The organism is Bulleidia extructa W1219, assembly GCF_000177375.1.
Lineage (GTDB): Bacteria > Bacillota_I > Bacilli_A > Erysipelotrichales > Erysipelotrichaceae > Bulleidia > Bulleidia extructa.
The window spans coordinates 1-22,462 of record NZ_ADFR01000003.1 but is presented as its reverse complement, the minus strand read 5'-3'; the positions used below and the strand labels follow the sequence as shown (position 1 = coordinate 22,462).

Sequence of the window (22,462 nt, the reverse complement as noted above, 5' to 3'; positions counted from 1 at the left end):
CACAATACCAGAAACCCTTTAAATACGCCTTCTTTACGTGTTTTCATTTTCATTAAAATAATCAAAATAAAAATCATTTTTCCCATAGATCGCCAAAACAAATCAGTTATACAAAAATCTTATCATGTAAAAATGATGACACCCTTTAGAAATATATTCTTTTAGTACAAGGTTCACAAACCATCTTTCAATCACTCAAAACTTAGATACAAAGAAAAAATCATCAAACAAAGTCACTTCAGTCACACCTCTTTGCATGACTGGATAGGTATTTTGTACAATTCCATTAAGAAATACCTAATCACAAGCCATCTTAAAAATAATGTTGATCGCTATCCTATCCGGTTGAACAGAATAGACCATTTATTTTCCCTTTCCTAAGAAAAATAAAAAGGTGATTTTAATCACCTCAATATTGATAAAATCCTCTCCCGGATGCTTTTCCGGTTCTGCCCTTATCTAAATATTCTTCTTTTAACATTTTTGCCAATTGCGCATGAATATTATTTTTATCTTTAGCCGTGTCTGCATAATTTTTCAAAATATGATAAGCCGTTTGGATACCCACAATATCTAAAATTTGAAGAGGGCCCAAAGGAGCACCGGTCGCCATACGCCATGTACAATCAATGGTTTCCGGATCCGCCACTCCATGTAGCAATAATTTCTGTGCTGCTTCTAAGAAAGGCACCAAAATCGCATTTAAGATATACCCTGGATATTCTTTATGTAGTGGCAAAGGAATCATTCCTATCTCTTTTGCGAATTGAACCACTTGATTGAAAACCGTTTCATCTGTCCCTGCATGTCCCATCACTTCAGCTGTATTATTACGCCAAATCTCATTGGCGAAATGAAGAGCTAAAAAACGATCGGGTCTTCCCGTTGTCTTCGCAAAAAGAGATGGCAATAAAGTAGAAGAATTCGTCGCAAAAATGGTTTTTTCCGGGGCTACTTGCGCTACTTTTTTATAAAACCTCTCTTTAATTTCAATATCTTCTGGAATAGCTTCGATCATTAAATCCGCATCAGTCAAAGCCAATTCCAAATTGTCGGTCAATAAAATTTGTGATGGTAATCCATTAACTCGTTTAATGCCTTTTTCCACTTTGAAATAAAACATTTCATCTAATCCCGGTAAAAGGTTGTGATTATAGTTGATGTGACCAGCTTTCTCTCGATACTCTTTTTCAGCTTGACTGATTTCCTGACTATACACTTCTGCCAGCGATTCTATTTTTTCTTTTCCTGAAGCCAAAGCCTTTTCATTAATGTCATAGACGACAACATCAAATCCTTGATAGGCAATTTGAAACGCTATCTGACTACCTAATACGCCACTTCCTGCAACAGCGATCTTTTGAAAACTCATTTTTCCTCCTGGTAAGCAACTTAGCTTACAAGAATGAATATAAACGAATTTCTCATCATCCATCATACAAAGAGTTGACCATTTTTTGTATAATGATACATATTTTGTGAATTTATTTAAAAAATGCACAAAAAGGGATTTCTATAATCCTTTCAGCACATCCTTGGAATGATTGGTTGGTTTTACTTTCTGAAATGTTTTTTCAATAATGCCTTCTTCGTTGATCAAATACGTCGAACGTTCCACGCCCATATATTTTCTGCCATACATTGATTTTTCCACCCATACCTCATAAGCTCGAATGACTTCTAAATCCGGATCAGATAATAATGTAAAGGGAAGTTGAAACGCTTCTTGAAACTTTTTATGCGACGTCACACTATCCTTGGAAATCCCTAAAATGACAGCTCCCTTTTCTTGGAATTGTGGATAATTCTCTTTAAATTCACAAGCCTCTTTCGTACATCCACTAGTGTTATCTTTCGGATAAAAATATAAGATAACTTTCTTTCCCCTATATTCTTGTAGACTGTGTTTCTGACCATCTTGATCCAATAGTTCAAAAGATGGTGCTTTGGTACCTATTGCTAACATATAAATCTCCTTTTTCTTATGATCTTCTTAAACATTAATTCGAGAAAAATGCTCAAAACGTTGGCTATATACAGCTAAATAACTGATGCCCAATCCAATCCCGATTCCCGAAAGAATATCACTAAACCAGTGCACGTATAAAATCATGCGACTAAAAGCAATCATCATTGCAAAGGTAATCATCACAAACCGATACCTGGTTTTAGACCAAAGAAAAACACCGGCAACCGCAAAAGAACTGGCACTATGACCCGATGGCCAAGAATAATCCTTTGGGCAAAAACTTCCTTTCAGCAAAGAAGGATTGACCATACAAGGTCTTGATCGATGCAAAAGCGGTTTTAAAAACAAATTCACCAAAACAGCTTCCACCACCAAAGCAGCAAATCCCAATAAAGCCATTTTTCTCGTCTTTTTAAAACAAAGCAAAAACAGCAAAAACAGGATCCACACTTCTCCATGTTCAGCAATCATACCTAAGAATTGACTGACTTGAACTAGACAAGGTATTCCCATATATCGTTGTATCGCCAATAAAATCGTCTGTTCCATGAGCACCTACTTATTAACAAGAATAATCGTCATTAAACCTTACCTTTAACACGTCCTATTGTAAGCCACTTTTTTTGATTTGAACATTTCCAAGCATGAATTCTTCTTATATTTCTATATTTCACTTCTTTCTTGAAAACAGACAATTAGTAAAGCCAAATTGAAAATGATTTTCATATTGACATTCTATGATAGTCTTTTTTAAAATGAAAATGGTTTTCAAATTCTGGGAGGTTTTCAATGAGTCATTCTAGGTCTAATTATCATACCAAGCAAAAAGAATTGATCCAATCCTTTTTCAAAAAACAACCGGGCATCCATTTCACGATCGCTAACGTTCACAAAGCTTTGCAAGAAAAGAATATAGCAATAAGCATAACAACTCTCTACCGTCAAATAGAAGCCTTAGTCAAAGAGGGAATTTTACATCAATATCCCTCCATTCCCGGTGAAGCGGCTTGTTATGAATATTTATGTGAACATGAACAAATTTTTGCCCATTTTCGTTGCGAAAAGTGTGGGAAACTATACCATCTTCCATGTGAAGAACTCTTGGAAATCCAGAGTAAACTTCAACAAAGCCACCAATGCAAGCTGAATTTAACGAAGACCGTTTTTGTTGGGCAATGCCAACAATGCCAATGATATTTCAAGGAAGAAAGGGAAAATTTATGAAATTATTTAAAAAAACAATGTTAGCTCTTGTTCTGTTCATAGCTGTATTTGCCAGTGCGTGCACAACGAAGCCCACTACCAAAACAACGACGAAGAAAATCAAGATCGTAGTCGCCATCTATCCAGCTTATGATTGGATCAAACAAATTATGGGTGACAATTTTAAAAATGCTGACGTCACTTTTCTATTGGACAAAGGAGTAGATATACACAACTACCAAGCCAGTGTAGAAGATATCGCCAAAATAAAAGAGGCTGATATTTTTGTACACGTTGGAGGAGAATCTGACAAATGGGTGGCCAATGCCTTAAAAAATCCAAATAATAAGAATCGTAAAGTCATCAACATGGTAGAAACCATTGGTAAAAAGACATTAAAAGAAGAAACTGTAGAAGGTATGCAAAAAGATCACGATCACGACCATGATCATCATGAACATGAAGAAGAGCCGGAAACAGACGAGCATGTTTGGTTATCCTTATCAAACGCAAAAACAATAGTTCAAGCCATTTCCAAACAGCTCATTTCCGTTGACCCTGACCACAAAGATCTTTATACTAAAAACACCCAAGATTATTTATCGAAACTAGATCAGCTACACCATCAATACAAAGAGCTTACCTCAAAAGCCAAAAATAAAACTCTTGTTTTCGGTGATCGTTTCCCTTTCCGCTATTTGACTCATGATTACGGATTGAAATATTTCGCTGCTTTTTCCGGATGTTCCGCAGAATCAGAAGCCAGTTTTGAAACGGTGGTTTTCCTAGCTAAAAAAATAGATGCTTTAGGTCTTAAAAATATTTTGGTCATTGACCGTTCCAATCAAAAGATTGCTAAAACTGTTATTTCTAATACAAAGGCCAAAAATCAAGGCATCTTAACGCTAGATTCCCTCCAAACATCCACCACAAAAGACGACACCTCCTATTTAAAGGCTATGCAAAAAAACCTGGAAACATTAACAAAATACTTGAATAACTAAAGAAAGGAGCTTTATGGAACAACTTCTTGTCAAAGACTTAAGCATCGGTTATGAACACCATGTATTACATTCTTCTATCACCTTCTCTATTCAAAAAAAAGATTATCTTTGTGTCATTGGTGAAAATGGAAGCGGAAAAAGCACTCTTTTGAAAACTTTGCTTGGTCTAATCCCAAGTTTATCAGGAACTATCCACTTTGATCCCAAAGTAACCATTGGTTATCTTCCACAACAAAGAAATATCCAAGCGGATTTTCCTGCTTCCGTTAAAGAAGTTGTTCTATCCGGTTTTATTGCTCAATTAAAATGGCGTCCTTTCTATTCGCAAAAAGAAAAAGAAAAAGCCTATTTCTTTATGAAAAAAATGGGCATCGACTCTTTTTGTGATAAAACATTCGCCACTTTGTCTGGTGGACAACAACAACGCGTCCTGTTAGCCAGAGCTCTATGTGCCAGCCAAGAACTCTTGTTTCTTGATGAACCAACAGCGGGTTTAGATGAACAAGTCACCCACGAACTCTATTCTTTAATTGACGAACTCAATCAAACAGAAGGAATGACCATTGTCATGATCACTCACGATCGTCAGTATGCCTTAAAAAGAGCCAGTCATATTCTCAGCTTTGAAAAAGACTTCTTCTTCGGTAAAAAAGAAGACTATCTAGGAGAAAAAGAATGAATACCTTATTGTTATATCTATCTTATCCTTTTGTGCAATATGCGTTTATCGTGACAATTTGTGTTTCCTTATGTGCTTCTTTATTAGGAGTCACTTTAGTATTAAAACGCTATTCCTACATTGGTGACAGCTTAAGTCATGTGGCGTTTGGAGCTATGTCTGTAGCTGCTGTGACAGGTTTAAGTAACGATATTTGGATTACTTTACCCTGTACCATTCTAGCTTCAATTGTTCTATTATCCGGGCGCACTAAAATCAAAGGTGATGCCAATATGGCTTTAATATCCGTCAGTTCTTTGGGTATGGGCTATTTAATTATGAATATCTTTGCAAAAAGGGCTAATCTATCAGGAGATGTTTGTGCTTCTTTATTTGGAGCCACTTCCATTTTAACTTTAAACATAGAAAAAGTTGTTTTGTCTCTATCTTTATCTGTTATATTGATTTTATTATTTGCGTATTTACATCACCGCATCTTTGCATTAACATTTGATGAAGGGTTTACCAAAGCTACGGGTTTTAATACCAACCTATATAATATACTCATGGCCATATTGATTTCCTTGGTGATTGTTTTAGCTATGAATTTAGTTGGCTCTTTATTAATTTCTGCTTTGATCATCTTCCCGGCCCTTTCAGCCATGAGGCTATATCATAGTTTCAAAGCCGTTACGATTTGTTCGACAATTCTATCTGTTTTATGTTCAGTTAGTGGATTACTTCTATCTATTTTATTGGGTTCACCAGTAGGATCCACCATCGTACTAATGGATATGATCGCGTTTATTATTATATGGCTATGGAAAAAAATGGAGGGATCAAAATGAAAAAAATAATTGCGTTTCTCTTTGTTTTCTTATTGGTGGGAGGCTGTTCCACTGCTTTCAGCACACCTAAAAGTGATGCTCAAGTAGATTTGACCCAATTATCCTCAACCATGGTGTATTCGAAAGTATCGCAAATGATCATGCAACCACAGGATTATATTGGTAAAACGGTTCGTATGAAAGGAATTATCGTCCACTTCAAAGATGAAAAGACCAAAGAAACCTATGTTTCTTGTTTGATTATGGATGCTTTAAAATGTTGCCAACAAGGTATTGAATTCAAATTAAAAGAAAATACTAAACTGCCTCGAGACGGAACAGAAATCACCTTAAAAGGTGTGTATGAGTTCCAACCCGATGATGTCGGTCATACCGTAAAATTAAAAGAGGCTGTTTTAGAAAAAGTAGAAGAGGTCAAGTAACCTCTTCTTTTTTATAGATCAATTGGACCTTTTTTTCCTTTTAAGATAGCCTTTTTTAAGCCGGTTACTACCTGCACCGCTTCTAACGTACCTAAATAGTCGCCTTTTTTATTTCTTAAGGCATAATAGTTTACCAAAACATCCTGTCCTTGTTTTTCTGAAAGAATGTGCATAGAATTTCTCTTACCCGTCTTAAAATCATGTATCAACAGACGCACCATTGGTTCCACACGCATTGGATGACAAGAATACACGGGACGACCAAGTGCCATTTGTGGACGAGTGAATAACTTTTCCCCTTCGTTAAAATATACATTGATGTCTTTTTCATCAACTAATGTAATTTCCATTGGTAAAGTATTTAACATAGCCTTCAATTGTGCCAAAGACATATGACCACCCGATATTTGAATCTCCTGATCATTCAAATCAAGCTTATCTTCCTCTACTTTCACTCGATCCCAACGAGGCATTTCAGCCATCAAACAAGGACCATAAGTAGGGAAATCTTTAGCCATAGCCAACCATTCTTCTTCCTTAAAATTCGCCACACAAATAGGAAATAAAATATTCTCTTCTTTGTAAATCATTTCATGAATACGATCTAAAGTAAGTTGTAAAGCCTTTCGATGTTTTTCATCTAAATGAGAAAGCACATGGGATAATGAAGTCTTGATTTCATCTTCCACACCCCACATCACTTCTGATGGCCCCGGATAGTCATAATTAACTTTCAATAAAGGATATATGGTTTCTTGTTTCTTTTTGTAGTGTCGAGTGATTTCTTGCAATTCTCTTAGTTGTTTGTCTAAGGTTGAAATTTCTGTTCCTTGATTCAATATCGTTTGAATATGAGTCACCTTTTCCTCAATAGCTCTATTTTCAAGACTCAAGATATGTAAAGGATGGCCTCTTTCTTGAATACACGCCTCTGTTTTGTTCGCTATTTCTTGATCAAAACCAGCTGTGGTCTCTTTCCTTCTTTCTCTTGTTGTTGTTCCGTGAAATAAAGCAGAATGGACATCACAAAGCTTTTGAACATCTTTCAACTTTACTCCTTCTTGCAACAACGCCTGTTCAGCCCGAGCAATTTCAACCGCTGATACATCCTTGAAATGAGCTTTGAAATCTTGGCGAACCGCTTCCATATCTTCTCCTTGTGTTAACCGTTGCACATAGCTTTTTAACAGTGCCTCTCTTTCCCTTGAAACCTTCGTATCCTTTGTTTCAGAAGAGAATTTCGGTTGATGAATCACTTCAAATCCTTTTTCTTCTAAGGTCTTTATAATCTGATCCAGTGGAATTTTTTTAACTTTAGATCCTTTTTTCAAAGTCATTATTTTTCCCATTGTATTAAACATAATGGGGTTTACAATCTCACTAAATCCTAAGTTTAATAAAATTTCTTTTAACTCTGGGTATTGTTGCACAAGTGTAAATACCGTTGCTTCTAAGTCAATCACCTTTGTCATAAAATCTCCTTTTGTCATCAGTATACTATCCAATTTAACAAACTATAGGAAAGATTATCTTAGCAATGATAAAATAGCCGTAATAAGGGAGAGAAAAAGATGAAGAAAAAAATTTGGAAAATAGCGTATAGCATCTTACTGGTTAGCAGTATGATCACGATCTATTTCTTACATCATTACCTAAATGGTCAACCAAATAAAGTAACAGAAATTCAACAACCATCCGAAAAGAAGAAACCACAAACCACTAAAACATCCGCCACCTTATTCATGGTAGGGGACTCTTTGATTCACAATTCCATCTACCGAGAAGCTAAGACGGGGAATACTTACGACTTTACCAAACAAATCGAACTCATTGGAAAAAGTGCCAAGCCCTATGACCTTCGTTATTACAATCAAGAAACTCTATTAGGAGGTACTGCTTTAGGACTCAGTAGCTATCCCTTGTTCAATTCTCCACAAGAGTGGGGTCAAAACATGATTGACCAGGGATTTAACCTAGTTTCTACAGCAACTAATCACTCCTTAGATAAAGGCGAAGCCGGTATTCTAGCTCAGAGAAAATTCTTTGATCGACACCCGGAAATTATTGCTGAAGGAACCTATGCTTCCAAAGAAGCCCAGCAAGCCATTCGTATTCATGAAGTTAATGGCATTAAATACGCCTTCTTTTCCTGGACCTATGGTATGAATGGTTTTAAAACTCCAGTCGGAAAAGAATATTTGGTCAATTGCTATGCAGGTCGAGAACAAGAAATGTTGAATCAAGTCAAAAAAGCCAAAGAAAAAGCCGATGTTGTTTTAGTAGCGATCCATTGGGGAATTGAATATCAAGCTCAGCCAAGCTCTGAACAAAAACGCTTAGCCCAAGAATTAGCGGATGCTGGTGCGGATATCATCATCGGCAATCATCCTCATACCATTCAACCTATTCAATGGCTTAATAATCATAAAAGTATCGTTTTCTACGCTTTTGGCAATATGATTAGTGATCAATGGAATCGTGAACAAAGTATGAATGGTTATATGGCTTCTATTCGCATCAATAAAACCACCACAGATGGTATTTCCACCATTACTTTAGACAATTTAAAAACAGAGTTCATTTACACTTATTCCAAACCACGCAATCATAACTTTAAGGTTTATCCTTACAGTCAACTAAGCACAAAACTATATCCCAATAAAGAAACTATGAACAAGACTTTAACTAAAATTTTAACTTCCCTAGATCCCTCTATTCCCGTCAATAATATGCATTAAAAAGGTTATGTAAAAACCGCTGATGAAAACATCGCAGGGTTACATAACCTCTTTTCATATCTACGATTAGGTAAAGTTTCTAAAACAAAGTCTTTGGGCTGATCTACAAGCCCAGCCACTACCAAGGCCAAAAAAGAGCAATCACTAATGCAGGTAATAAATTCATAACCCGTATTTTTTTATCAAAAGCCACATTTAAACCAATACACATAATTAAGACACCCCCCATTAAAGTTAGACGATTCAAAGTAGATGGATAAATCATGTCTCCAAATAAACTGAAAAGGGCTGTTAATCCGATTTGTAATAAGAACATCGGAACATTCGCAAAAATAGCTCCTTTTCCTAAAGAAGCACTCATTAAAGCCACTAAAATCAAATCAATGATCCCCTTTCCAATCAATAAAGAGTGATCACCACCAAGAGCATCCTGCACACAACCCAAAATTCCCATTGCTCCAATAGCAATCATACAAGTGGTTGCCAAAAAAGCTTGTACAAACTGAGGATCTTTCACATTTCCGGTCTTTTTCTTAATAAATTCAGCCAAATGTTCTAATAAATTCTGAATATGAAATAGCTCACCAATCAAGGTTCCTAAAGGTAATCCAGCCAATAATAACATGATATTTTGTGTACGAAGGTGATTCCCCTCCAAATAAATCATGCCGGTAAAAACATTGGAAAGACCTAAAATAATAAGAGAAATACCTACCACCGTTAATAAAGCTTCTTGTAAATTTTTATTCAATCTAGGACCACAAATAATTCCTATGATACCTCCAAGCAGACCAAGGGCTGTATCAATCACGGTTCCCATCGCAAACATAAAATTCCTCCATACAATTTTAAGAATACCATTATAAAGACAGAATTCCTGTTCATTTTTCATCAAAAAATTGTATGATTCGGCTATTTAATTTTTGATAAATTCGTTCTTTCATCCAGACTTCATTCACTTGATTCATAAAGGAAGAACGATCAAACCAAGCGATGGCTGAATTCTCATCTTCTTTAATATGAATTTCTTCTTGATCATCAGCTTGAAATAAATACGTCACATTAAAATGAAGATGGCTCGATACATATTTACCATTTTTTTCATGTCCACCAACCACCAACGTCTCAATAGAAAAAGGGTTCTTTGATAATACTTGTATATGACTTAATCCACTCTCTTCCCTAGCTTCTTTCAAAGCTACTCGTAAACAATTTTCATCTCCATCACAATGACCACCTAACCAAGCATAAGACTGAAAAAAATTATGATAGGCCAATAAGACTTTTGTATGATCTTGGTTAACAATCCAGCAAGAAGCCGTAAAATGTCCCACTTCATTTTCTCTTTGAAAGATATTCTTGATGTTTAATTGTTCCAAAAAAATCCTTTTATCTTTTTTCTCTTGTTCATTAAAAGGAATATACGCTTGTAATTGTTGAATGAGATGTTTACGGTCCATATAATTTCCTCCTTTGCTATTATAAAAAAAGATGTCACAAACTACAATTTGTCACATCTTCTTCACTGCTTTCAGTCATTCACTTTTTTCTAACTCGAACTTCGTAAATACCATCACAATATAACCGATGAAATTGATTTCTTCCCTTCACCATATAGAAGGTAGTATCCCCTGAAATCTCATAACCAATAGGATAAAAATAAATGGCTATAATACCTTCTTTTAAATGAAAATCTTCCATATACCTAAATCTATGTGAAATCGGCAACGAGGTATTCACACCTATCAAGCGACTTAGTATTTCTTTATTCTGAAGAGCATCACTTTGTAAATGATACTCTTTTCCATCTTGAAAACCACCCAGGATACTTTTATCTACTTTATAATCAGCAGTCAGTTTAATTGGTGACATAAGAGTTTCTTTCATGACCAATTGTTTGATAGGTTTTTCGGATATATCATAAACTTCTTCCTTTAATTGAAGTGAACGTTTTATATCAATCGGATGAAATTCTAAATCATAGAAAAAAGAATTCTTTTTCATTTTTAAATCTTCACTGGAGATTGGCTTTAATGAGCGAATAGGTAATACTTCATTTTGCGCTTTAGAATCACCAACAGAACCACTTTGAATAGATGACGGATTAGAGGTTATCTTACAACCTAAAAGTAGAACTAAAATACAACATAAAACAAGGAAACAAAGCTGCTTTTTAACGTAAGATAACTTCATATAACCCATCCGTAAATGATCCTACTTTCTTTAGGAAATATACCCTACCATTCAATAAATTTTTTGCCTGTTCAATTGTTACAGGATTCCCGTGTACATCTAGGATGTTTATTTATACCAAGAGAAAATTTATCTTGGTTTTTAATTTTGCACACTTTTTCAATCTTTAATTCTCTAAAATAAATTAAACCTTACATTATTCTTTTCTGCCATTTGATTTCTATTAGAAAAATCCATAGTCTGGTAAATATATGATTCCTGCGTTAAAATTTCATGATAAATGAAAAAAGAAGCACGATTTCGTACTTCCTTAACCATAATGCCCTCGGCCGGACTCGAACCGGCACGGTATCACTACCGGGGGATTTTGAGTCCCCTACGTCTACCAATTTCATCACGAGGGCGCTTAATTATTTTATCCAAAAAATCATTACTTGTCTAGAACACTTTCTATATCTTTTAGCTCAAAGCGGTATTTTTGTGGACAATTCGGATATTTCTTTGTATCCACTTCCTCTAAAAACATGGATAAAGGGCGAATCCATAAAGAACCATCTCCATATAACATACGATAGACCACATACTTCTCCCCTGTTTCTGAATGGAAGGCTATATCTTCAACCAAATAATCCTTCCCTTTAAAGTGATGGTAAACGTGATGAAGTTGAATTTCTCTCATTCTTTATTTTTTAATTTCTCCATAACAGATTGAACGGTTTTTTGAAAATCTTCATTGGCCATAAGTTCCTTGGCTTGATTTAATAAATTTCCATCCATCTGTTTTACCTTTTCCATTAAATCACCTAAATTCTGATTCTCCGGAATCATATCTCTTACCTGATCAGTCACTTGTTGTAAAACATCATTCTCACTATTACTTGAACCATCGGAATCTTTTTCACGGTTTTCCGATTTCTTTCCCAATTCCTTGATCATCTTTTCCAAATTTTCATCCATGATTATCTTCTCCTACGTGCTTTCATTATACCTTAGCCGTTCTAAAAATAGATACCTCTTCTTAAGATTTAGCTCCAAACAATTTCTTTAAAGCAATAGGGGTGATAAAAGAACTGATTAAAATTAAGAAAATCACAGGCGTAAAGAATTCAGCCGTCAATAAACCTGCCGACAATCCCTTTTGTGCTGTAATCAAAGCCACTTCTCCACGAGCCATCATGCCCGATCCAATTTGCAAAGATTCTTGCTGATCAAACCCCAACAAACAAGCAATTCCACCACAACCGATCACTTTACCCATCATAGATACAATCACAAAAGCAATGGAAAACAATAATAAAGTCAGATTCATGGAATTAAAAGTTGTTTTTAATCCAATACTGGCAAAAAATACCGGTGCAAATACCATATATGAACTGATTTCAATTCTTCTTTCAATGTAAGTAGAATCATTTAAATTACAAAGAACAACCCCGGCCACATAAGCTCCTGTAATATCCGCAATTCCAAAATACTTTTCCGCTATATAAGCCATCATCAAGCAATACACAAGGGAAGCCACAGAAACTCTTCTTTGTTTAGAATAACGAGCCGATAACCAGGCAAAAGTTCGATAAATAATCATACCTAGCCCAATAGATAATGCGAAAAATAAGAAGGCCTTTAGAATAACCATACCAACACTCGCACTTGGATCTTTCAGGCTCATCACCAGTGTTAAGACTATAATTCCAATCACATCATCAATGATAGCCGCTCCTGTAATAGTCGTTCCAACTTTTCCATTTAAAACCCCTAATTCTTTTAAGACAGCTACTGTAATAGAAACAGAAGTCGCAGACATGATCGTACCCACAAATAAGCCCTTTATCATTTGTTCAGAGCCAAATGTACCAAATCCGTAGAATAACATAAATAAAACGGTTCCAAAAACAATAGGAACGAAAACACCAGCACAGGCTATCAAAGTAGATTTTAGCCCCGTTTCTTTCAATTGTTTCAAGTCTGTTTCTAATCCAGCCTCAAACATCAACAATATGACCCCGATTTCCGCCAACTGATCAATAAAGTTCGTTTCTTTAACAATGGAAAAACAAGCCGGTCCAAGAATCAAACCCGCAAAAATCATACCAACCACTTCTGGAAGATTTAATTTCTTAGCACCAACACTAAATAATTTTGCCACGAACAAAATAATTGCTAAATTAAATAAGTATTCCATTTGATCTCCCTCTTTATTCTTAAACAAAAAAAGACTCCTTTTCGGGCCCTTAGCCTTCGAGTCCGTGACTATTATAAAACCAGCTTCTTAATTTTTCAAATCAAAATAGATATACTAATGGTATGAATTACACTCTTTTTCTCAAGTGGATAATGCCCCTTTTTTATTTTAGCTTATGGCTTAGTCATCCCCAAGATAATTTAAGCGGTTTAGTCAATCAGTCTTACTTATATCAAGTATTCGCTTTTCTTATGGCCACGCAAGTTTCTTACACTCTTTATCGCATACATTATCGAACCATCGCCATATTCCTATGGATTGCCTTGATTTCAACACTCTTTTTTTCTTATCTCAACCATCCACAAATCCATTTGGTTTTAGCTAATACTGCTTTTGTGTTATACACCTATCCTTTCTTAAGAAAATTTCAGTACTATCCTTCCACTTGGAAAATCATCAGTCTCCTACTGGCTTTAGCCGCTTTATCTATTGTCAGTCAAGGAACAATAACAGGATTAAGTGAGTATAGCTATTTAATCGCTCTTAGTTACTTTTATAGTTTCCAAGTCTAAAAAAGGGCCTTTAGCCCTTTAGTCCATTTTGTTGGCGTTCCATATTTTCAACAACCACATCATAAATGTCTCCAATCGATTGACCATACTCCAGAATTTGCCAAGGCTGATTCGTATGAAAATGAATCTTAATCAAAGTATCATCTCCTACTACTAATAAACTATCCCCTTCAAAATGTTCTGTAATATACTCATCAATTTCATCTTCATCTAGATTTTGACCATCAATTAACAATTGCGTATCAAATTTAAATTCTAATGGTTCCATAATTTATTCTCCTTTTAAAAACATTATACACCACTACTTAAGAGTGAAAACGAATACTAGGTATTTCTAAAGAATCCTCTTTATCCACATCCAACTCAAAAGAATGTGTTTGTGTCACAATATCAGGCAATTCATCATCCACCAAATCCAAATCACTTGGTAGTTGTAAAGAATCTGACAACGAAATCGATTTCGTTTCATCTTCTTCTAAATCCTCTATATTTAAAGATAACGAATCTTTTAATTCATCAATTAAATCTTTTTCTGCCGGTACATCAGGCAACGCAAAATCCAGAACATTTAAAAAATCCGGATTTTTTTCATGTTCAAGCTGATGGGTTTCAACCACTACTTCCTTTTGAACCGGTTCTTCATTCTCTTCATCATAATCATAAGCTTCTTTCAACAAGACCATTCCCTCTCCCTTTTGTACCAAAAGAGCCATATAAGGATCCCCTTGTAATTCAATCGTATCTTGTCCATGGTAAAGGTCCATTGAAGAATCTAAGTGCCAAGTATCTAGAGTCTCTACTTGATAGATTTCTTCAGCGTCAAGATGTAACTTCATTTCCGAAGGAGTATGGTAACCAAAGTACCGTAAGAAAACGCTAGGCTGTTCATTCTTTTCTTCCTGTTTTAGCACTAAGGTATCCTTTAGCACTTGTGATGGTACTACAGGTTTCATCTTTTCTACAAAAGTCGCTAATAAAGATAACCGTTTTAACAAAGAATCTTGTACAAATAGATAAGCCCCTTTTAAAACAATATCCCACATGCGGCGAGTTACTTCTTCGGACATAATAGAATTTATATCCCTACCTTCATAACCATAAGAGCGAACTATTAACGGCTTATGATAGACCTTCAAAGCCTCTATTTCCATATCGTAATGATCACCAGCATTCCATTCAATATGTGTAAAAGCCGGATTTTCCATATCTTCTTGTTCCTTAGAAATGACACTTAAAACACGATGATCTTGATCTTTCACAATCTCTTGCACCAAAGAATCGAAGTCTTTCTTGGATATCATTTGTTTGGCATCGCCCAAATTCCACCAGATATTCGTATAGATTGACAAATGTTTCAAAGCCTTTTTTAACCAATCTAAACGAGAAATGATTGGGCTATTCCCCTCTTTAAATAAAATCAATTCTGCTTGGATATGAGCTTCTTGAAGACCAGAAATCACCTCTTCCAAATGTTCCCAATAAGCATCACCTAACTCCTCTTGTTCACTAGGAAGAGCTAAAAAAGAGACTAGATTCACCCCATTTTCCACCCAATCATGAATACAAAATTTAAAATCCTCTTCCGGATATTCTAACAAATATAATTCTTCTGTCCCAAAGGGATGAAAAAAAGTGCCATCTTGATATAGAAATTCACTTCCTTGAACTTGAATCTGACCATGAAAATAACCTTTTTCAACATCCATCGTTCCATGTTCTTGTAAACCAAAATTACTTTGGAAAACATAATTGTACTTACCCTCATATCTAGGCAAAAAACAAGCTACATAGTTCCCATCCTCATACTGTGTATCTAAAATTTTACTCTCCCATTTATTGGTAACCAACACTTTAGCCCATTGGCCTTCCAACCATTTTGCTCGGGCTTTCAATTTAACTGGACGATAGAGGACTTGTTTATTTTCTTCACTCATGTTCTTCTCCTTTATTTCAACTTCGGCAACTCCCATTTTCGATACGCCGCTACCAAACGTATAATCGCTATTAATATTGTACCAAATAACATCCAAATACTCACAGTTACTTGCATACGAATCAACCAAGTACAAACTAGCGCTCCTATGATAGAAGCACTTGCATAAATATCCTTACGAAAAATTTGTGGTAATTCATTCACGATTACATCACGAACCAATCCTCCACCAACACCAGTCATCACTCCCGCTAGCACCAATAAAGAATTGCCACCTTCCGGGTATAAGCGATATGCTTGAGCGATCCCTACAACTGTAAAAATACCCAAGCCAACGGAGTCCATCCATAACAAAACCATTCGTGCCTTTTTACGACGAAGGACATGTTCTCCTACTTGAAAATAAACCACATAAAAAGAGATAATTCCAACCAGAATCGAAACTAATATATAGATGGGGTTTTGTAAAGAGGCAGGAGGGAATACCCCTAAAATAACATCTCGGATCAAACCGCCACAAGTCGCTGTAATTACCGCCAACATAGAAACTCCAAATAAATCTAATTGTGAACGCATACCAATAATTGAACCTGATATAGCAAACGCAATCGTTCCTAGCATTTCCAAAATCCACTGAAAAGTCAAAAACGCATTCATATGCACTATTATGGCATAAAAAAACACGGTTGAAACCGTGTTTTTAACTTTTTGGTCGGTAAATATCCTCTGCTACAATTTGAAGATTATAACGTTTCGTACCATCTTGCGTCATGTAATATTGTTTCCGCAGATGTCCCTTTACTCCAATTTTTTCTCCTTCATGATAAGAATCACGAACTACGTTGGCTTGATCTCCCCAAGCTACGATATTCAAAAAATCTTTTGCCTTGGAAGGTTCCTTTCGTTGCACTTTAATAGAGAAAGTTGACATTCCTTGGTCATTTTTAGTGGTTCGATACACAGGTTCTTCTGCAATCGTTCCACTGATTTCTACCACATTAGTATCACACATAGCATTCCTCCTGGGCTTTATTGCCTCACCTACTTCTTTCCCGAGGAATTTAGAATTCCCCCTTCTAAAAAAGGAAATCTTTTCCGATTTCCTTTATTCCGCTTCCTTTCTGGTTGCAATCACTTTTTCTGATACATCATGAGGAGCTTGTTCATAACGATCAAAACTTAAAACATACGTTCCAACCCCTTGACTCATGGACCGTAGTTCGGCCGCATACGTCAACATTTCTGCCATTGGCACTTCTGCCTGAATGATTTGTTCACCTGTTTCATTCGCATTTACATCTGTAATTACGCCACGTCTCTTTGTGAAATCACCCATAATCGTCCCTGTATACTCTTCCGGAGCCATAACCGTCACCTTGCCAATCGGTTCCAATAAGACAGGTTTCGCCTTTGGTAACCCTGCCTGAACAGCCAAACGAGCCGCTTCTTTAAAGGCATTCTCTTTTGAATCTACCGGATGATAGGATCCATCGTATAAAGTTGCTTTAATACCAACCACTTTATAACCGGCTAAAGGTCCTTTCTTCATAGCTTCACGCAAACCTGTTTCCGTTGGCGCAAAGAATTGTTTTGGCACAGCACCACCAAATACTTCTTCTTCAAAAACCATTTCTTCACTATCACATGGTTCAAAGCGTACCCATACATCACCAAATTGACCAGCGCCACCATTTTGTTTCTTATAGCGACCTTGTGCTTCAGCCGTTTGTGTGATTGTTTCACGGTATTGAATGATTGGAATGGAAGTGGTGACCTGAACTTTATATTTTGATTTCAATTTACTAAGAATCACATCAATATGTTGATCTCCTAACCCATACAATACTTGTTCATGTGTTTCTTCATTATTCACAAAATGGATAGTCTTATCTTCTGACATCAAGTTATGAATGCCCACTGATAATTTGTCTTCATCAGCCTTGGAAACCGGGTGAATGGCATAACCTAGCATTGGTTTTGGATACTCAATTTCCGGATAAATGACTTCTTTTGCTCGTGTTCCCAATGTATCTCCAGTTTCACTCTTTTGTAATTTCACAACCGCTCCAATATCACCAGTGAATAACTTACCCACACCAATTTGATATTTACCATTTAAGACATACACTTGTGAAACCTTTTCCGTGATTTCTTTCTTAGGATTATATACCTGTGAATCACTATTCAAAACACCACTCATCACCTTTAGATAAGAGATCTTACCCACATAAGGATCAACGATTGTCTTAAAGATGAAGGCACTCAAAGCTTCTTGCTCATTCGTTTCTAACAGAACTGAATTTCCTTTGAGATCTTCCGCTTCCACATTTCCTTTTTCTGCATAGCTTGGGAAGTATTCATGAATCAAATCCAACAAACGTTCAATACCGGTCTGTTGATCAGCACTTCCGCAATAAACAGGGCGAATCTCTCCTGAACGAACACCCAAACGTAAGCCCTTAGCCAATTCATGCTCATCAAAGGCCTCTCCCGAGAAGAATTTTTCCATCAATTCATCATCACCCATCGCAATGGCTTCACTGATTTCATTGTAATACGCTTCCACTTCATCTTTTAACTGATCCGGTATCGGCTCCGGTTTATTTGGACGATCATAATACCAAGCTTTCTTACGAAGAATATTCACCGATCCTAAGACTTTGCGGTTTTCGATGATTGGTCTTTCAAATAAAATCACCGATTTACCAAATTTTTCTCTTAATTCTTCATAACGTGTTTGGAAATCTGCCTGATCATCGTCTAACTTATTGATAAAGAAGATGGTCGGTAATTGTTGTTTAAGAGCCGCTTCTTTCCATGCTCGAATCGTTCCTGATTTCAAAGATTCTTTTGCGTCCACAACAATCAAAGCATTATCACCCACTCTTAAACCGGTCGCCTCTTCACCTTGATAATCCAAATATCCCGGGGTATCAATAAAATTGATTTTCATTTCTTTCCAGAGAACAGGAGCTACATGGCAATAAACCGATAACCCACGTTTTCCTTCTTCTGCATCATAATTTAAAGTGGTTGTTCCATCTTGGTTTTTACCGTATTTATCAATTTCTTTAGTATAAAACATGGCTGCTTCAATTAAAGAAGACTTACCTGCTCCAGAGTGACCAAGAACAACAACATTACGAACCTCATTGGCTTTATAATCTCTTAATTGCATCTAGGATACCTCTCTACGCTAAAACGCCTTTCAAATCTTCAAAACATTCCTTGCGAACATAATGGATTGCTAATTGACCATTATGATCTTTAATCGTTCGATCGGCTCCTAAATGTAGTAAGGTTTGTACTAAACTTGGAATACCTGTATAAGCAGCTCTCATCAAAGCTGTACAGCCTTCAAAATCAGATTGATTCACATTAGCTCCATGATGAACCAATACTTCAACCACATCCATGCTGTAAGAATTCACTGCTTCCATCAAAGCTGTTCTTCCTTTTTCATCTTGTGAATTTACATCCGCCCCTTTTGAAATTAAATATTCAACCGTCTCTTTTTCACCTAATAAAGAGGCCCTAGCTAAAGCACTGCGCCCTTTATTATCACGAGCATTCACATCGGCACCAGCATGTTCTAACATCCGAACGATCTCCAAATGTCCCTTCTTAGCAGCTCCCATAATGGCTGTTTTATTATTTTTATCACGCATATCCACTTTAGCTCCATGATCCAGTAAAAAACGAACGATGTCTTCATAACCACGCTTAGCGCTTCTCATCAAAGCTGTTCTACCGTCTCCATTGGTGACATTCACATCAGCACCTTTAGCTATTGCACTACATACCTTCGCAAAATCACCACTCGCTGCAGCTTTGAAGAATTCTAAGTTTGTCTGATCCATTTTCTTTACCTCCTTGTCTCAAACGGGTATAGAAAAAGTGAACCAATATAATTAGTCCACTTTAAAACCTACACCATTGTCCGCACCAAAGCCCAAGATGACCCCCTGAATGGAATCAATGAAAATGAATTGTGTTTGAACGACCCTTTCCATGACAGTCACCTCACTTTGGTTTTCTTCTAATTTTATTGTAGCAAGCTTTCCAAACAACTCAAGAGCTTTTGAATCATTCTTATCAATCATTTCATTAAAATATGAAAGCACTTTCAAATAAGATCGTTACATTCCAGATCGTATGATTCTTTTTTCAACAGTTTTAAACGTTCTTTATAATCCGGTAGCCAAGATAGTAACACCTGATAAAACTTTAAACTATGATTTCGTACTAAAACATGTGCAAATTCATGAGCTAAAACAGCTTCTAACGCTAATTTAGGATAAAAAATCAACTGTTGATTCAAATGAATTCGATTCGTTCTAGCTGAAAAAGATCCCCAGCGTGATTTCATCTTGGAAACATAAAGAAGAGGGATTCTATCCACTCCTGCTCTTCTAATTTTTTCATCGTAAGTTGCTCGTACCGTCATAGCTTCATTCAAAATGCGAAAACGATAAAAAGGCTGTACCACTTGATCAAATTCTTTTTGCGTCAATTCAGGAATTGTGACCACATAACCGTCCTTGATTGGAGTAATATTTCTAACTTCTCCTCTTTTTAAAGTAACTAATCGCTTCTGACCAAAAATAGTTAAGTATCCGTCTTGAATACGAGTCTTTCTCACTTTTTGACTGATATTAGAATGTTGACGAATCCACGATTCCTTTGCTTGAATAAAATGAAGAATTTGTTCCTTTTCAACAAAACGATGACAATTAATTTGTATGAGATGATCTCCAATAACCCTTAAATACAAATGTCGAATATTTTTAACCTGGACTTGAATAGTATAAACTTCATAACCAATGGTATATAAAAATTTTGTGTTTTGCATATTGAACTCATCCTTTCTATATGCTAGAATACTTAGGCATATGGCGGTTGTGGTGAAGTTGGCTAACACTCTGGATTGTGGCTCCAGCATTCGCGAGTTCGAGTCTCGTCAATCGCCCTTATGATTTAAAAGCCCTTATTCTAAGGGCTTTTCTTATTTTATCGGTATACAGTGAGTCTATACATCCGTTCTATCTATTTTCAGCTAAATACCGATTGATCGCTTCCTTTTGATCCGGTTTAGATGGACGACAACGGTCAACACTGATTTCACCATTCACAAGCATTTGTGCCATGGCATCACAACCAGGAGTTCCACATGCCCCACAATTCAAACCTGGTAGAAGAGCACGAACATCTTCTACTCGTGTATCCACTTCCACCGCAAACTTCTTAGAAGCAAAGGACAAAATAGCCCCCAACAAAGCACCTAAAACGATCATTAAGACTGTCGGATAGACAAATTGCATATTATTTTCCTTTCTCCACTTTACTTTCTTTGTATAAATGACGTACTTCACAATCCGATAGACAGCACGCTTCACAATCCGGTTTTATATTTTCACATCCCTTTGGAACTGGTGTTTTACGATTAGCTCTTAATAGCCAAACATTTAAACCCACTAATCCAACGGCAATCAGCGCCGCAACCACTCCTGCCGGCATTAAACCAAACCCGCTAAAGCAGAGAAAGCAACCGCCATAATAGCCGCACAAATCATTGCAATTGGATTTCCTTGAAACGCCTTTGGAATATCATTTTGTTGAAGACGTGTACGAATTGAAGCGAAAATTAATAACATTAGTGCAAAACCAGCTGGAATCGCAATAGAATTAACCATTGTATGAACCAAATCATAACCTTGTGCAATGTTATCTTGAGCAACGAATAAAACCGCACAATTGGTTGTAATCAATGGAAGATAAATGCCTAAACTCTTATACAAAGCCGGCGTGCTCTTTTTAATAAACAACTCCACAAATTGAACAAAGGCAGCAATCAATAAGATAAAGGTAATCAACTCCATATATTCAATGTGAAATGGAACCAATACATAATGATAAATCGTCCAAGCAATAACGGATGATCCGAAAATAACGAATATCACCGCAACTCCCATGCCTAAAGCCGATTCCAATTTGGTGGAAACCCCCATAAAAGGACACATACCTAAAAACTTTGTCAGGATGATATTGTTAATGAATAAACCACCAATCAATAAAGTAAATAAATCCATTTTTATTTACCTCTCTTTCCTTGTGTCGCTAATCTATTTTTATAATTAGCCACTAATGCTGCAATACATGCAAAAGTAATAAAGGCCCCAAACTGTTCTGTAAATAATGGAATTTCAAAGCCTACCGGAATCAATTGAACTTTGAAAATCAACTGATCGGTAAAAGGATTTGATAAGGATAAAATCCCTGTTCCTACAATTTGACGAATCACCGCCATGCACAATAAAGCTCCCGTATAGGCTAACCCCATTTGGAAACCATCTTTGACAGAATCTACCACATTGTTCTTACAAGCAAACGCTTCGGCACGACCTAAGATAATACAGTTCACTGTAATCAAATCCAAGAAAGCACCCAATGCTGTAAACAAGGTTGGAGTAAAAGCATGCATCAACATTGATAAAACCGTTACCAAAGTAGCAATAATAGTAATATAAACAGGAATGTGAATATCATCTGGCGTGATGTGGCGAACCATGGATACCAACATATTCGATAATACCAATACAAAGATAACACCAATCCCCATACCAAGAGCATTATTCAAACTGGTAGAAATTGCCAGCGTTGAACACAAACCAAGATACATACTAAACACGGGACTTTCGGAGATTAAACGACCTAGGAATCCTTGTTTTTTAACTTGTTTTTCA

The 22,462-nt window shown here is 36.2% G+C and carries 29 protein-coding genes and 2 tRNA genes; 8 read left to right on the top strand and 23 right to left on the bottom strand.

Going from position 1 to position 22,462, the window contains the following annotated elements:
* Window positions 1-409 precede the first annotated feature (409 nt).
* The 3 genes from HMPREF9013_RS02590 to HMPREF9013_RS02580 all read right to left on the bottom strand — a co-directional run bounded on the left by HMPREF9013_RS02590 (window position 410) and on the right by HMPREF9013_RS02580 (window position 2,518).
* A complete protein-coding gene (locus HMPREF9013_RS02590) occupies window positions 410-1,372 on the bottom strand; it encodes a 3-hydroxyacyl-CoA dehydrogenase (RefSeq protein ID WP_006626819.1) in 963 nt (320 codons plus the stop codon).
* A 141-nt stretch (window positions 1,373-1,513) separates the two neighbouring features.
* Window positions 1,514-1,966: a thioredoxin-dependent thiol peroxidase gene (gene bcp / locus HMPREF9013_RS02585; protein ID WP_006626818.1), complete on the bottom strand. Its 453-nt coding sequence runs from the start codon at window positions 1,964-1,966 to the stop codon at window positions 1,514-1,516.
* A gap of 27 nt (window positions 1,967-1,993) precedes the next feature.
* Window positions 1,994-2,518, bottom strand: coding sequence for a phosphatase PAP2 family protein (locus HMPREF9013_RS02580; protein ID WP_006626817.1), 525 nt, complete (start codon window positions 2,516-2,518; stop codon window positions 1,994-1,996).
* Window positions 2,519-2,758: 240 nt separating this feature from the next.
* Between HMPREF9013_RS02580 and HMPREF9013_RS02575 the strand changes: the two genes are divergently transcribed.
* The 5 genes from HMPREF9013_RS02575 to HMPREF9013_RS02555 are packed head-to-tail and all read left to right on the top strand — an operon-like array spanning window position 2,759 to window position 6,104.
* The gene (locus HMPREF9013_RS02575) at window positions 2,759-3,163 is read left to right on the top strand and encodes a Fur family transcriptional regulator (protein ID WP_006626816.1); all 405 of its coding nucleotides are present in this window, start codon (window positions 2,759-2,761) and stop codon (window positions 3,161-3,163) included.
* A gap of 26 nt (window positions 3,164-3,189) precedes the next feature.
* On the top strand, window positions 3,190-4,176 hold the full coding sequence (locus tag HMPREF9013_RS02570) for a metal ABC transporter substrate-binding protein (RefSeq protein WP_040333355.1): 987 nt from the start codon (window positions 3,190-3,192) through the stop codon (window positions 4,174-4,176).
* Window positions 4,177-4,189: 13 nt separating this feature from the next.
* Complete coding sequence (locus HMPREF9013_RS02565; protein ID WP_006626814.1) at window positions 4,190-4,855, top strand: metal ABC transporter ATP-binding protein; 666 nt, start codon at window positions 4,190-4,192, stop codon at window positions 4,853-4,855.
* Window positions 4,852-5,682: a metal ABC transporter permease gene (locus tag HMPREF9013_RS02560; protein WP_006626813.1), complete on the top strand. Its 831-nt coding sequence runs from the start codon at window positions 4,852-4,854 to the stop codon at window positions 5,680-5,682. Before HMPREF9013_RS02565 ends, HMPREF9013_RS02560 begins: the two co-directional genes overlap by 4 nt.
* Complete coding sequence (locus tag HMPREF9013_RS02555; RefSeq protein ID WP_006626812.1) at window positions 5,679-6,104, top strand: hypothetical protein; 426 nt, start codon at window positions 5,679-5,681, stop codon at window positions 6,102-6,104. Before HMPREF9013_RS02560 ends, HMPREF9013_RS02555 begins: the two co-directional genes overlap by 4 nt.
* A gap of 11 nt (window positions 6,105-6,115) precedes the next feature.
* Here the strand turns inward: HMPREF9013_RS02555 and HMPREF9013_RS02550 are convergent, their stop codons facing one another.
* Window positions 6,116-7,576, bottom strand: a complete 1,461-nt coding sequence (locus HMPREF9013_RS02550; RefSeq protein WP_006626811.1) for a DUF438 domain-containing protein — start codon at window positions 7,574-7,576, stop codon at window positions 6,116-6,118.
* Between the two features lie 99 nt (window positions 7,577-7,675).
* On the opposite strand from HMPREF9013_RS02550, the gene HMPREF9013_RS02545 reads away from it, so the two are divergent.
* Entirely contained in the window at window positions 7,676-8,842 is a 1,167-nt protein-coding gene (locus HMPREF9013_RS02545; protein ID WP_006626810.1) for a CapA family protein, read from the top strand.
* A gap of 118 nt (window positions 8,843-8,960) precedes the next feature.
* On the opposite strand, the gene HMPREF9013_RS02540 is transcribed toward HMPREF9013_RS02545, so the two are convergent.
* From HMPREF9013_RS02540 to HMPREF9013_RS02510, 7 genes are all read right to left on the bottom strand, one after another.
* Window positions 8,961-9,734 (bottom strand): DUF554 domain-containing protein, encoded by a 774-nt coding sequence (locus HMPREF9013_RS02540; protein WP_083793758.1) that lies wholly within the window; start codon window positions 9,732-9,734, stop codon window positions 8,961-8,963.
* A complete protein-coding gene (locus HMPREF9013_RS02535; protein ID WP_006626808.1) occupies window positions 9,724-10,302 on the bottom strand; it encodes an NUDIX hydrolase in 579 nt (192 codons plus the stop codon). Before HMPREF9013_RS02535 ends, HMPREF9013_RS02540 begins: the two co-directional genes overlap by 11 nt.
* 79 nt (window positions 10,303-10,381) lie before the next feature.
* Window positions 10,382-11,035 carry a hypothetical protein gene (locus tag HMPREF9013_RS02530; protein WP_156780623.1) on the bottom strand — a complete coding sequence of 218 codons (654 nt, stop codon included), beginning with the start codon at window positions 11,033-11,035 and terminating at the stop codon, window positions 10,382-10,384.
* Between the two features lie 320 nt (window positions 11,036-11,355).
* Window positions 11,356-11,439, bottom strand: a tRNA-Leu gene (locus tag HMPREF9013_RS02525).
* Window positions 11,440-11,465: 26 nt separating this feature from the next.
* A complete protein-coding gene (locus HMPREF9013_RS02520) occupies window positions 11,466-11,714 on the bottom strand; it encodes a DUF1653 domain-containing protein (protein ID WP_006626806.1) in 249 nt (82 codons plus the stop codon).
* A complete protein-coding gene (locus tag HMPREF9013_RS02515) occupies window positions 11,711-11,992 on the bottom strand; it encodes a hypothetical protein (protein ID WP_006626805.1) in 282 nt (93 codons plus the stop codon). The genes HMPREF9013_RS02520 and HMPREF9013_RS02515 overlap by 4 nt, the downstream gene beginning before the upstream one ends.
* A 61-nt stretch (window positions 11,993-12,053) precedes the next feature.
* Window positions 12,054-13,241: a cation:proton antiporter gene (locus HMPREF9013_RS02510; RefSeq protein ID WP_006626804.1), complete on the bottom strand. Its 1,188-nt coding sequence runs from the start codon at window positions 13,239-13,241 to the stop codon at window positions 12,054-12,056.
* 125 nt (window positions 13,242-13,366) lie between these two features.
* Between HMPREF9013_RS02510 and HMPREF9013_RS07430 the strand changes: the two genes are divergently transcribed.
* The gene (locus tag HMPREF9013_RS07430; protein ID WP_006626803.1) at window positions 13,367-13,786 is read left to right on the top strand and encodes a hypothetical protein; all 420 of its coding nucleotides are present in this window, start codon (window positions 13,367-13,369) and stop codon (window positions 13,784-13,786) included.
* 10 nt (window positions 13,787-13,796) lie between these two features.
* Here the strand turns inward: HMPREF9013_RS07430 and HMPREF9013_RS02505 are convergent, their stop codons facing one another.
* From HMPREF9013_RS02505 to HMPREF9013_RS07180, 8 genes are all read right to left on the bottom strand, one after another.
* Window positions 13,797-14,054 (bottom strand): hypothetical protein, encoded by a 258-nt coding sequence (locus tag HMPREF9013_RS02505; protein WP_006626802.1) that lies wholly within the window; start codon window positions 14,052-14,054, stop codon window positions 13,797-13,799.
* Between the two features lie 37 nt (window positions 14,055-14,091).
* The gene (locus HMPREF9013_RS02500) at window positions 14,092-15,720 is read right to left on the bottom strand and encodes a DUF5605 domain-containing protein (RefSeq protein WP_006626801.1); all 1,629 of its coding nucleotides are present in this window, start codon (window positions 15,718-15,720) and stop codon (window positions 14,092-14,094) included.
* A gap of 11 nt (window positions 15,721-15,731) precedes the next feature.
* Window positions 15,732-16,376: a trimeric intracellular cation channel family protein gene (locus HMPREF9013_RS02495; RefSeq protein WP_006626800.1), complete on the bottom strand. Its 645-nt coding sequence runs from the start codon at window positions 16,374-16,376 to the stop codon at window positions 15,732-15,734.
* 43 nt (window positions 16,377-16,419) lie between these two features.
* Window positions 16,420-16,731: a single-stranded DNA-binding protein gene (locus tag HMPREF9013_RS02490; RefSeq protein ID WP_006626799.1), complete on the bottom strand. Its 312-nt coding sequence runs from the start codon at window positions 16,729-16,731 to the stop codon at window positions 16,420-16,422.
* A gap of 93 nt (window positions 16,732-16,824) precedes the next feature.
* On the bottom strand, window positions 16,825-18,897 hold the full coding sequence (locus HMPREF9013_RS02485) for an elongation factor G (protein ID WP_006626798.1): 2,073 nt from the start codon (window positions 18,895-18,897) through the stop codon (window positions 16,825-16,827).
* Window positions 18,898-18,910: 13 nt separating this feature from the next.
* Window positions 18,911-19,579: an ankyrin repeat domain-containing protein gene (locus HMPREF9013_RS02480; RefSeq protein ID WP_006626797.1), complete on the bottom strand. Its 669-nt coding sequence runs from the start codon at window positions 19,577-19,579 to the stop codon at window positions 18,911-18,913.
* Between the two features lie 51 nt (window positions 19,580-19,630).
* Window positions 19,631-19,822: a hypothetical protein gene (locus tag HMPREF9013_RS02475; RefSeq protein WP_006626796.1), complete on the bottom strand. Its 192-nt coding sequence runs from the start codon at window positions 19,820-19,822 to the stop codon at window positions 19,631-19,633.
* A gap of 23 nt (window positions 19,823-19,845) precedes the next feature.
* A complete protein-coding gene (locus tag HMPREF9013_RS07180) occupies window positions 19,846-20,571 on the bottom strand; it encodes a M48 family metallopeptidase (RefSeq protein WP_006626795.1) in 726 nt (241 codons plus the stop codon).
* A 43-nt stretch (window positions 20,572-20,614) separates the two neighbouring features.
* On the opposite strand from HMPREF9013_RS07180, the gene HMPREF9013_RS02465 reads away from it, so the two are divergent.
* A tRNA-His gene (locus HMPREF9013_RS02465) sits at window positions 20,615-20,688 on the top strand.
* Window positions 20,689-20,761: 73 nt separating this feature from the next.
* Here HMPREF9013_RS02465 and HMPREF9013_RS02460 read toward each other — a convergent pair.
* From HMPREF9013_RS02460 to rsxE, 4 genes are all read right to left on the bottom strand, one after another.
* A complete protein-coding gene (locus HMPREF9013_RS02460; protein ID WP_006626794.1) occupies window positions 20,762-21,040 on the bottom strand; it encodes a (Fe-S)-binding protein in 279 nt (92 codons plus the stop codon).
* Between the two features lies 1 nt (window position 21,041).
* The gene (locus tag HMPREF9013_RS02455) at window positions 21,042-21,236 is read right to left on the bottom strand and encodes a hypothetical protein (RefSeq protein WP_006626793.1); all 195 of its coding nucleotides are present in this window, start codon (window positions 21,234-21,236) and stop codon (window positions 21,042-21,044) included.
* Window positions 21,236-21,808 carry an electron transport complex protein RnfA gene (locus HMPREF9013_RS02450; RefSeq protein ID WP_006626792.1) on the bottom strand — a complete coding sequence of 191 codons (573 nt, stop codon included), beginning with the start codon at window positions 21,806-21,808 and terminating at the stop codon, window positions 21,236-21,238. The genes HMPREF9013_RS02455 and HMPREF9013_RS02450 overlap by 1 nt, the downstream gene beginning before the upstream one ends.
* A gap of 2 nt (window positions 21,809-21,810) precedes the next feature.
* The coding region (gene rsxE, locus HMPREF9013_RS02445; protein WP_006626791.1) for an electron transport complex subunit RsxE at window positions 21,811-22,462 on the bottom strand (652 nt) is incomplete at its 5' end.

Excerpts from the sequence above, each read along its gene's own strand:
- HMPREF9013_RS02565 (WP_006626814.1), top strand. The coding sequence starts at position 4,190 with ATGGAACAACTTCTTGTCAAAGACTTAAGCATCGGTTATGAACACCAT.
- HMPREF9013_RS02460 (WP_006626794.1), bottom strand. The coding sequence starts at position 21,040 with ATGCAATTTGTCTATCCGACAGTCTTAATGATCGTTTTAGGTGCTTTG.
- HMPREF9013_RS02520 (WP_006626806.1), bottom strand. The coding sequence starts at position 11,714 with ATGAGAGAAATTCAACTTCATCACGTTTACCATCACTTTAAAGGGAAG.
- HMPREF9013_RS02505 (WP_006626802.1), bottom strand. The coding sequence starts at position 14,054 with ATGGAACCATTAGAATTTAAATTTGATACGCAATTGTTAATTGATGGT.
- HMPREF9013_RS02530 (WP_156780623.1), bottom strand. The coding sequence starts at position 11,035 with ATGAAGTTATCTTACGTTAAAAAGCAGCTTTGTTTCCTTGTTTTATGT.
- HMPREF9013_RS02545 (WP_006626810.1), top strand. The coding sequence starts at position 7,676 with ATGAAGAAAAAAATTTGGAAAATAGCGTATAGCATCTTACTGGTTAGC.
- HMPREF9013_RS02570 (WP_040333355.1), top strand. The coding sequence starts at position 3,190 with ATGAAATTATTTAAAAAAACAATGTTAGCTCTTGTTCTGTTCATAGCT.
- HMPREF9013_RS02480 (WP_006626797.1), bottom strand. The coding sequence starts at position 19,579 with ATGGATCAGACAAACTTAGAATTCTTCAAAGCTGCAGCGAGTGGTGAT.
- HMPREF9013_RS02500 (WP_006626801.1), bottom strand. The coding sequence starts at position 15,720 with ATGAGTGAAGAAAATAAACAAGTCCTCTATCGTCCAGTTAAATTGAAA.
- HMPREF9013_RS02475 (WP_006626796.1), bottom strand. The coding sequence starts at position 19,822 with ATGATTGATAAGAATGATTCAAAAGCTCTTGAGTTGTTTGGAAAGCTT.
- HMPREF9013_RS02550 (WP_006626811.1), bottom strand. The coding sequence starts at position 7,576 with ATGACAAAGGTGATTGACTTAGAAGCAACGGTATTTACACTTGTGCAA.
- HMPREF9013_RS07430 (WP_006626803.1), top strand. The coding sequence starts at position 13,367 with ATGCCCCTTTTTTATTTTAGCTTATGGCTTAGTCATCCCCAAGATAAT.
- HMPREF9013_RS02485 (WP_006626798.1), bottom strand. The coding sequence starts at position 18,897 with ATGCAATTAAGAGATTATAAAGCCAATGAGGTTCGTAATGTTGTTGTT.
- HMPREF9013_RS02450 (WP_006626792.1), bottom strand. The coding sequence starts at position 21,808 with ATGGATTTATTTACTTTATTGATTGGTGGTTTATTCATTAACAATATC.
- HMPREF9013_RS02560 (WP_006626813.1), top strand. The coding sequence starts at position 4,852 with ATGAATACCTTATTGTTATATCTATCTTATCCTTTTGTGCAATATGCG.
- HMPREF9013_RS02535 (WP_006626808.1), bottom strand. The coding sequence starts at position 10,302 with ATGGACCGTAAACATCTCATTCAACAATTACAAGCGTATATTCCTTTT.
- HMPREF9013_RS07180 (WP_006626795.1), bottom strand. The coding sequence starts at position 20,571 with ATGCAAAACACAAAATTTTTATATACCATTGGTTATGAAGTTTATACT.
- HMPREF9013_RS02455 (WP_006626793.1), bottom strand. The coding sequence starts at position 21,236 with ATGCCGGCAGGAGTGGTTGCGGCGCTGATTGCCGTTGGATTAGTGGGT.
- HMPREF9013_RS02495 (WP_006626800.1), bottom strand. The coding sequence starts at position 16,376 with ATGAATGCGTTTTTGACTTTTCAGTGGATTTTGGAAATGCTAGGAACG.
- HMPREF9013_RS02555 (WP_006626812.1), top strand. The coding sequence starts at position 5,679 with ATGAAAAAAATAATTGCGTTTCTCTTTGTTTTCTTATTGGTGGGAGGC.
- HMPREF9013_RS02515 (WP_006626805.1), bottom strand. The coding sequence starts at position 11,992 with ATGGATGAAAATTTGGAAAAGATGATCAAGGAATTGGGAAAGAAATCG.
- HMPREF9013_RS02580 (WP_006626817.1), bottom strand. The coding sequence starts at position 2,518 with ATGGAACAGACGATTTTATTGGCGATACAACGATATATGGGAATACCT.
- bcp (WP_006626818.1), bottom strand. The coding sequence starts at position 1,966 with ATGTTAGCAATAGGTACCAAAGCACCATCTTTTGAACTATTGGATCAA.
- HMPREF9013_RS02540 (WP_083793758.1), bottom strand. The coding sequence starts at position 9,734 with ATGAAAAATGAACAGGAATTCTGTCTTTATAATGGTATTCTTAAAATT.
- HMPREF9013_RS02575 (WP_006626816.1), top strand. The coding sequence starts at position 2,759 with ATGAGTCATTCTAGGTCTAATTATCATACCAAGCAAAAAGAATTGATC.
- HMPREF9013_RS02590 (WP_006626819.1), bottom strand. The coding sequence starts at position 1,372 with ATGAGTTTTCAAAAGATCGCTGTTGCAGGAAGTGGCGTATTAGGTAGT.
- HMPREF9013_RS02490 (WP_006626799.1), bottom strand. The coding sequence starts at position 16,731 with ATGTGTGATACTAATGTGGTAGAAATCAGTGGAACGATTGCAGAAGAA.